Below are 7,479 nucleotides of genomic sequence, written 5' to 3' on the forward strand. Positions count from 1 at the left end.
TTGCCTTCCAGGACGGCGAGCCGGTGCAAGACGATCAACCGGGTCAGCAGAAACTCGCCGCTTGACGTCGCCCGCTATCAACTGCCCATACACCAGACTTGACCTTATCTCCAAAGCCTCCAAGGGACGCCCTAACTCCGTCCAATTGGGATTACAGCGATGTGGTCATCCATCATGCCGGCCACAGTTATTCATGCGCCGTCAATGAGCAAGGGGCCATCGAGCAGATGAAAAAGGCTCAGGAGTACGACATGCGTGGCTTTTATGACATCGGGTACCACTATGCGGTCTCGTGCAACGGTGAAATTTTCGAAGCCAGAGATGTGCGCTTCGTGGGGTCGCATGTGTTGGGAGATAACACGGGAAAACTTGGTATCGTCCTTCTTGAGAATCTTGCCGAAGCCGGCGAAGCGTGGCAACAGGAATACAGCCGAAAGTCGCTGTGGGAGAAACTTAAGGGGACGTTGGACATCGGGCGCGATGCGGTAGCATTCGATCATGAAATGCCGACTAAGGCGCAGATGGATGCCCTGACCACGCTTATTAGAACGCTGAAAGAGTTTTTCAATCTCAAGGCCCTAGGTGGCCATCGTGAATATCAGCTACTTGCTCCAGGGCACGAAGGGCGGGCATGCCCTGGAAAATACGGCATGCAAGTGGTAACGCAGATGAGGAGCGCATTCGGCCTGGCTGCGCCATCAAAGTGAAATCTCCAACCCAAGCGCATTATTTATAATGAAGGTATGGCGCTCGAGCTGTTGCTGGATCCGCTCACACCGCTCGACGTCAGGAAGATTTGCGCGAATGGGAAGCTTTGCCTTCCATTCCACCGAACCCAGCCACTCGCTACTTCCTGGGTCGGGCCCATGCCCCTGTCCATCGGAGATGTCGAAGTAGTGCTGGCCCACGTAGCTAAACCATTCGACGCTGCACACTTTTGACTTGGGCGGCGTCGGGATGTTTGTGTTTATGGCAATCCAGGCAACGGCTAAAAGCGCAATCACACCAATGATTTTTTTCATGTTTGCATGCTAATTTCGATATTGAAGTGGGTAGCCGCAGCCTGGTTAATGACTTCCCTGATTGTAGCCTCAATAGGATTGCTCTTTAAGCCTCAAAAATCTGACATTGCTATCGTTTTTGGTAATCAAGTTCACGCGGATGGTAGCCCATCGAGCAGGCTATCGGCAAGACTGGACCGGGCGCGACAATGCTACGACAACGGGCTGTGCCATCAGATATTTGTGAGCGGTGGCATTGACAAACAGGGTACCGACGAAGCGCGTGCAATGGAAGATTACCTCGTCAAACGCGGCATTCCCAAGGAGCGGATTGTCATGGACAACATGGGTCTTGACACATGGGACACTGTCAGAAACGCTAGCGCCTATATGCAAACGCACCATTTAAAAAGTGCTCTTGTTGTCACGCAGTATTTTCATGTTCCACGCGCTGCCCTTGCTCTAAGGAGATTTGGAATCAACCATGTAGCCGGTAGCTATCCGCAGTTTTTTGAAATTCGCGATATTTACTCGGCTATCCGCGAGACTCCTGCGATCATTTGGTATTGCGTCAGAGTGGATTTTTAAGGTGAGCGGATCCACTTTGTCGGAATCTGTTAGCGCCGATGTAAAAATGACTCCGGAGGGGTGCGGTTTCAGTCGGCGTTGACAGCTGATGCTGTTGCACAAGACTCGACAATGCGACTAAGTACATCGGATACCTAACTAGGTGGCTGCTGTAATGCAGTAGCTCCCTTGGCAGGAGATCGCGTAACGGAGTGATCGCACCGCTGCAGAGCTTGCAGGTGTAACCGACTTAAGTATCGAGGAAAGCGAGCAAGGAGACGAAGCGCGGGACGCATGTGCTGCCCCCAAACGACCCGCTGACCACAAACAACCCTAGCTGAATAGGAGTTGATCATGGCTGATGCCAATCATAAAGCAGTTGCGCCGGTATCCCAACGCATCTTGACTATTTCGGCACAAAGACGTCCGCGGCCGATGAAGGTTTTAGGACCTGAGAACCACGAGTTTTAGACGATTTGCCGCCGGCGCCTTGGATTCGGCTTCGGGAAGGTGGTTAGAGCAAGCGGGGTTCGCAATAAGTGCGCGAATTCGCGTAGAGGTCGAAAAAGGAAGGTTGACAGCCTCGACAGAGGCGAAGTCCGGTCGAGCCATTGGGAACGCGATATTCGGACCTGGTATGCGGGCGGTGCTGACGGAGGAGAACGTGACGTCGAGCTTCCTGCCAAAGTTTCGTGCCGTGACGCAGGGCGAGGTCGGCTACGGTGTGATTGGTGTCATCTTCAATGGCGTGAACTGGATGCTCGCAAGCGAGGAACTTGAAAAATCAAGCGCCTTGAACAGGGCCGAGAACAAGAACAAATTTTGGGCCGCAATCGTGTCAACGTGGGCCGCGGGTGGCCAGACCGTGGGTAATGGATTGAAGGCGTTGGGCGAGTTGCGACTGCGCTACTCGGCGGTTATGGCACGTTATGGAACGTTCGTCGAAATCGCGGGCAGGACAATTGGAGCGGTTGCAGGACTGGTCGGTGCCTGGTATGACTTTAAACAATTCCAGAGCGAGAAAAAGGAAGGGCATGCGGTACTAGCGTGGCTGTATCTGTTTTCAGCAGGCGCAAGCTTACTGCTATGCATAGCGACCATCGTGGGCGCAACATCGCTTGTCTTTCCGCTGCTACTTATTCTGATAGTCATCGGAATATTGATAGCATGGCAAAAACACCGTGAAATCAACGAATGGCTGAGCAAGTGTATCTTTGGCACGGCCGGAGAGAAGTTCTCTCCGCAGGATGAACAGAAGCAGTTTGAGGCTCTGACCTCATAAGCGAGATGCTATGGCATATGACTACATGACCCGAGTTCCACTGAATCATGCTGTAACTGACATCGAACGGTCGCGACGTGTCGACGTGCACAAGCCAGTCGCAGACGAGGCTGCAGATGCTTACACGGTGTTCGGCATGAACGATACATATCTTGAGATTTGCGACGCGTCATATTTCCAGCTTGGCTGGTGCTTGCTCGCATTTCTAGTAGGTTTCCCAGGATTTCTTTTGCTAACCATCGCCGCGACTCAGGCTGCAACGGAAGTCAATCCAATAATGGTTCAGAACGGTGACCAAGGCTGGTTTAGCGCGTCGATGTGGTTCATGAGCGCATTGATGCTCGCGGGATGCGCATTCAGTGTCGTTCTCTTGCGCAGAGACTGCTTCAACTATCGCCACAGGTCGGTGAGGTTCAACCGACGTACGCGAATGGTTTATGCCTTCAAGCACAACGGTCGTAACGGTGTCATTCAGGTAGCTTGGGACAAAGCCTTCTTTTATGTGCAAAGGCAGGCCTCAAACTCGGCGTTTGGAGGGGCGCCGACGTTGATGCGTTGCCTCGTTCTCAACGATGCAGGTAAGGTCGTGGACACCTTCAGTTTTGGGCTGCGCACGGTAAACGGTGCAAGTGAATCGTCCGAATATGGACGACAGGTGCTGCATCAAGTGAAGGCGAACTTCGAGTTTATCCGACGTTACATGGAAGACGGTCCGACCGCACTCCCGCCGGTGAGCGAGTATCTGCCGCGCGAACCGTCGTTACGCAACTCTATTCGAGTGCGATTCTATGGATTGGGAGCTATTGGCCGAGTCAGTATGGGTCTGCGCATCTTCACGTTCATGATTAGCGGTCCGGTTTTCTTGCTGTCGGTGCTGCATTACGTCGCGCAGTTGACCAGTCGTGAGCCCGTCTGGCCCACGGATGTCGAGACCGCCTGCGGAAATATCGAACCTGCTACGCTCGTGGGCGCATAAAGTTCGCTTTCGAAATATGCTGCCTTCAGTTTGCGGCCTTCGCCGTCCAGCGCTGGTGCAGCATGGGCGCGAAGCTTCGTCGATTACGCCTTGCTTCGGCGCTGCGGCGCTTCGGTTGGGAATGCATGACATACGACTACATGACGCGGGTTGTCCTTAACCGCCCTGTCACCGAGAAGGAAGCGTCGAGACGCGTAGACGTTCGCAGGCCGGTAGCGGATGAAGCGGCAGACGCCTACGCGGTCTTTGGCATGAACGACACGTACCTTGAAATTTGCGACGCATCCTTTTTCCAGGTGGGCTGGTGCCATCACCGACTTCGCCAGATTCCACGCTTTGTCGACATCGGATTGAAAGGCATCATCAAGATTGCCGGCGACTAAGCTAACCGCAGTCTGGGATTTCCCACTTTAAAAACAACGGCCACCTCACAAAGGTGGCCGTTTTTCCTTTCGGAATAGCGCTTGGCGGGGTGTCATCAGCTTGAGCTATCGGAACCCATCATTCAATAGAAGTCTCAACGGATGCTTCCCAAAATCTCAGCTTATGGTTCCGGCTACTGAAGGGAGACAGAATTCGTTAGACTGGCCGCCTTTATTAATCAATAACTTGCTAACTTTTTCGATCCGATCGTTCCTGCTAGCCGCACCGAATTAGTTGGACTACGCGGATTTGTGTCGCGAATTCGTTAGACTGAGTCACCTGCCACAAAAACGCGCTGATTGCGCGCGCGCAGCCGCACACCAGCGTTTCTCAGACGGGTTGGATGCCCGGCTGCCAACGTGCTCCAGATCACTATCCCACGTATGGAGCGCGTGATGAATAACGTCCGCCACTGTGTCGCGTGTGGCAGCCTCTTCCGCCCACTGCCTCACGTCCCCAATCAACGTTATTGTTCGGCCCCGAGCTGCCAGCGAGAGCGACGCAGGCGCTGGCAACAGCAGCACATGCGCGCCGACGCAGACTATCGCGAAAACCAGCGTCGTGCGCAGGCGAGCTGGCGTGCTCGCAATCCAGATTACTGGCGGCAGTACCGAGCGACCCATCCCGCCTATCGCGAACGAAATTCGGCCTTGCAACGCAAGCGTAACGCGCGGCTACGCTCGGGCGCGGTTGCAAACATGAACGCGTCCCACATCGCGCCACCCTCGGCGTCCGGCTTCTACGTGCTGCGCCGTGCATCGGAGATACAGATTGCAAAGATGAACGCGTGCATCGTCCATATCACCGTACTGTCACCGCCCGGAGGGCCATCGGCTCCTGATTGCAAAGAGATGATGTGATCGACAACCCTGTTCCGCCTGCTACTTTTCTATCTGTACCCGCTCTCAACCGATCGTCGGACGCGATCCGCGATGTTGTTTTTTAAAGTCGAAATCTGCCGTGGTCGATGCGACCGAGCCGGCAGCTTCCGAGAGGGGGGAGTGATTCTGCCTGGAGCCGGACCATGTCACCCGATAACACAGGCGATGTACCGGTCATGCAGGCTCCGACAGTCCGGGCCGTCGAGTATGTCAGGATGTCGACCGAACATCAGCAGTACTCGACGGAAAACCAGCGTGACAGAATCCGGGAGTATGCGATCCAACATGGCATCGAGATCATACGCACGTATGCTGACGAGGGAAAAAGCGGTCTCAGGATCGACGGCCGGCAAGCGCTTCAGCAACTGATCCGTGACGTAGAAGGCGGTAACGCCAACTTTCAGGCGATTCTCGTTTATGACGTGAGCCGCTGGGGACGATTCCAGGACGCAGATGAAAGCGCCTATTACGAATACATTTGCCGACGCGCGGGCATTCAGGTTGCTTACTGCGCCGAGCAGTTCGAGAACGACGGCTCGCCGGTCTCAACCATCGTCAAGGGAGTAAAAAGAGCGATGGCTGGCGAATACAGTCGCGAGCTTTCGGCGAAGGTTTTTGCAGGCCAATGCCGTCTTATCGAATTAGGGTTTCGGCAAGGAGGGCCAGCGGGTTATGGACTGCGCCGCGTGTTAATCGACCAACATGGTTTAATGAAAGGCGAGCTCACCCGAGGTGAACACAAAAGTCTGCAGACCGATCGGGTCATCCTAATGCCTGGCCCTGATAGCGAGATCCGCATCGTCAACCTTATCTACGCATGGTTCATTGAAGAGTCGCTCAACGAGTATGAGATTGCGGCTCGCCTCAATGGCATGCGCGTACGCACAGACCTTGACCGCGAATGGACGCGGGCCACCGTACGGGAGGTGCTCACTAACGAAAAGTATATTGGAAACAACGTCTATAACCGCGTTTCTTTCAAACTTAAGCAGATGCGCGTAGCGAACACGCCGAACATGTGGATTCGAAAAGACGGCGCGTTTCAGTCAATCGTCCCGAGCGAGACTTTTTACACGGCCCAAGGGATCATGCGGGCACGCGCTCGGCGCTATTCAAATGAGGAGTTGATTGATCGGCTCCGCAATCTCTATCGCAATCGTGGCTATCTTTCGGGCGTCGTCATCGACGAGACGGAAGGCATGCCGTCGACTTCCGTCTACATGTACCGCTTCGGCAGCCTTATTCGCGCCTATCAAACCGTCGGCTTCACACCTGGGCGCGATTACCGCTATATCGAAACCAACCGATTTCTGCGTCAGTTGCATCCAGAGATCGTCGCGCAAACTGAAAGGAAGATTGCCGATCTCGGCGGCGCCGTCAGACGCGATGCTGCTACTGATCTCCTTAACGTTAATGATGAATTCACAGCATGTCTTGTACTGGCCCGGTGCCAGACCCAGGCAGCGACTCACAATCACTGGAAGATCAGGTTCGACACGAGCCTACTGCCCGATATCACGGTCGCCGTGAGGCTAAATCACGACAATTCCGCCGCACTTGACTACTACCTGTTGCCGCGTCTCGATTTCGGTCAAGCTCGAATTCGCCTGGCCGACCGAAACCCCATCGAGTTCGAAAGCTACAGGTTCGATACGCTTGAGTATCTATACGGCATGGCAGAACGCTCAAGGTTGAGGAGAGTAGCGTGAACCAATCGCATCAGATCGACGAAGTCCGGATGATCCCAATAGACAAGATTGAAGTTATCAATCCACGGGCGCGCGATAGTCATACGTTTGGCGAAATCGTTAAAAATATCCAGGCCATTGGCCTCAAAAAGCCGATCAAGGTAACACCGCGCAACGGCACCGGGGACGCAGAAAAGTACCTCCTCGTGTGCGGCGAGGGCCGGCTCAAGGCGTACAAGTCACTCGGTGAGGCGACTATCCCCGCGCTGGTCGTTGATGTCAGCGACGAAGATGCGTTCATCATGAGCCTCGCTGAGAATATCGCCCGGCGCTGCTACCGTCCGCTGGAGCTACTTGCGGGGATCCGGCGGTTGGAGGAGCTCGGCTACAGTGCAAGAGCAATTGCAGAGAAGACCGGCCTGAAACCAGACTACGTTGCCGGAATCTTAAGGCTGCTTCATCAGGGCGAGGAGAGATTGGTGATCGCGGTGGAAGCCGGTCGCATTTCACTAACTGCGGCACTGACGATAGCGGGTGCTGGCGACAACGATGGAGCTAACGTCAAGAGTGGTGTATGAGCAATTTGACGGCGATCGATTTCAAGCGGCGAGTATCTGCTGAACCGGTCGATCGTCTTGCACCGGTTCGCCGTCCTTGAAGG

8 protein-coding genes and 2 pseudogenes are annotated in these 7,479 nt (G+C 54.5%); 9 read left to right on the forward strand and 1 reads right to left on the reverse strand.

Going from position 1 to position 7,479, the window contains the following annotated elements:
* Positions 1–161 precede the first annotated feature (161 nt).
* Positions 162–707 (forward strand): peptidoglycan recognition protein family protein, encoded by a 546-nt coding sequence (locus HV711_RS32575; protein WP_244142758.1) that lies wholly within the window; start codon positions 162–164, stop codon positions 705–707.
* Here HV711_RS32575 and HV711_RS32580 read toward each other — a convergent pair.
* Positions 699–1,022, reverse strand: a complete 324-nt coding sequence (locus tag HV711_RS32580) for a hypothetical protein (protein WP_028362171.1) — start codon at positions 1,020–1,022, stop codon at positions 699–701. The genes HV711_RS32575 and HV711_RS32580 overlap by 9 nt on opposite strands.
* Positions 1,023–1,070: 48 nt before the next feature.
* On the opposite strand from HV711_RS32580, the gene HV711_RS32585 reads away from it, so the two are divergent.
* The 8 genes and pseudogenes from HV711_RS32585 to HV711_RS32615 form a co-directional block, all read left to right on the forward strand.
* Positions 1,071–1,589, forward strand: coding sequence for a YdcF family protein (locus tag HV711_RS32585; protein ID WP_244142759.1), 519 nt, complete (start codon positions 1,071–1,073; stop codon positions 1,587–1,589).
* A 469-nt stretch (positions 1,590–2,058) separates the two neighbouring features.
* Positions 2,059–2,136: pseudogene (locus HV711_RS34040) on the forward strand (SymE family type I addiction module toxin); the annotation flags it as partial.
* Positions 2,137–2,205: 69 nt separating this feature from the next.
* On the forward strand, positions 2,206–2,850 hold the full coding sequence (locus HV711_RS32590) for a hypothetical protein (RefSeq protein WP_035483151.1): 645 nt from the start codon (positions 2,206–2,208) through the stop codon (positions 2,848–2,850).
* A 10-nt stretch (positions 2,851–2,860) separates the two neighbouring features.
* The gene (locus tag HV711_RS32595) at positions 2,861–3,826 is read left to right on the forward strand and encodes a DUF6708 domain-containing protein (protein WP_035483149.1); all 966 of its coding nucleotides are present in this window, start codon (positions 2,861–2,863) and stop codon (positions 3,824–3,826) included.
* Between the two features lie 62 nt (positions 3,827–3,888).
* The gene (locus tag HV711_RS33740; RefSeq protein WP_244142761.1) at positions 3,889–4,209 is read left to right on the forward strand and encodes a hypothetical protein; all 321 of its coding nucleotides are present in this window, start codon (positions 3,889–3,891) and stop codon (positions 4,207–4,209) included.
* A 564-nt stretch (positions 4,210–4,773) separates the two neighbouring features.
* Entirely contained in the window at positions 4,774–5,109 is a 336-nt protein-coding gene (locus HV711_RS32605) for a hypothetical protein (protein WP_341809907.1), read from the forward strand.
* A 164-nt stretch (positions 5,110–5,273) separates the two neighbouring features.
* On the forward strand, positions 5,274–6,839 hold the full coding sequence (locus tag HV711_RS32610) for a recombinase family protein (protein ID WP_035483141.1): 1,566 nt from the start codon (positions 5,274–5,276) through the stop codon (positions 6,837–6,839).
* Positions 6,836–7,375, forward strand: a pseudogene (locus HV711_RS32615) (ParB/RepB/Spo0J family partition protein); the annotation flags it as partial. The gene HV711_RS32610 and the pseudogene HV711_RS32615, both read left to right, overlap by 4 nt.
* Between the last annotated feature and the right edge of the window lie 104 nt (positions 7,376–7,479).

This window comes from Paraburkholderia phenoliruptrix, from assembly GCF_902859825.1.
Lineage (GTDB): Bacteria > Pseudomonadota > Gammaproteobacteria > Burkholderiales > Burkholderiaceae > Paraburkholderia > Paraburkholderia phenoliruptrix.

Bases quoted from the DNA above. Each gene is read 5' to 3' on its own strand.
- HV711_RS32580 (WP_028362171.1), bottom strand. From the start codon at position 1,022: ATGAAAAAAATCATTGGTGTGATTGCGCTTTTAGCCGTTGCCTGGATT.
- HV711_RS32585 (WP_244142759.1), top strand. From the start codon at position 1,071: ATGACTTCCCTGATTGTAGCCTCAATAGGATTGCTCTTTAAGCCTCAA.
- HV711_RS32590 (WP_035483151.1), top strand. From the start codon at position 2,206: ATGCGGGCGGTGCTGACGGAGGAGAACGTGACGTCGAGCTTCCTGCCA.
- HV711_RS32595 (WP_035483149.1), top strand. From the start codon at position 2,861: ATGGCATATGACTACATGACCCGAGTTCCACTGAATCATGCTGTAACT.
- HV711_RS33740 (WP_244142761.1), top strand. From the start codon at position 3,889: ATGGGCGCGAAGCTTCGTCGATTACGCCTTGCTTCGGCGCTGCGGCGC.
- HV711_RS32605 (WP_341809907.1), top strand. From the start codon at position 4,774: ATGCGCGCCGACGCAGACTATCGCGAAAACCAGCGTCGTGCGCAGGCG.
- HV711_RS32610 (WP_035483141.1), top strand. From the start codon at position 5,274: ATGTCACCCGATAACACAGGCGATGTACCGGTCATGCAGGCTCCGACA.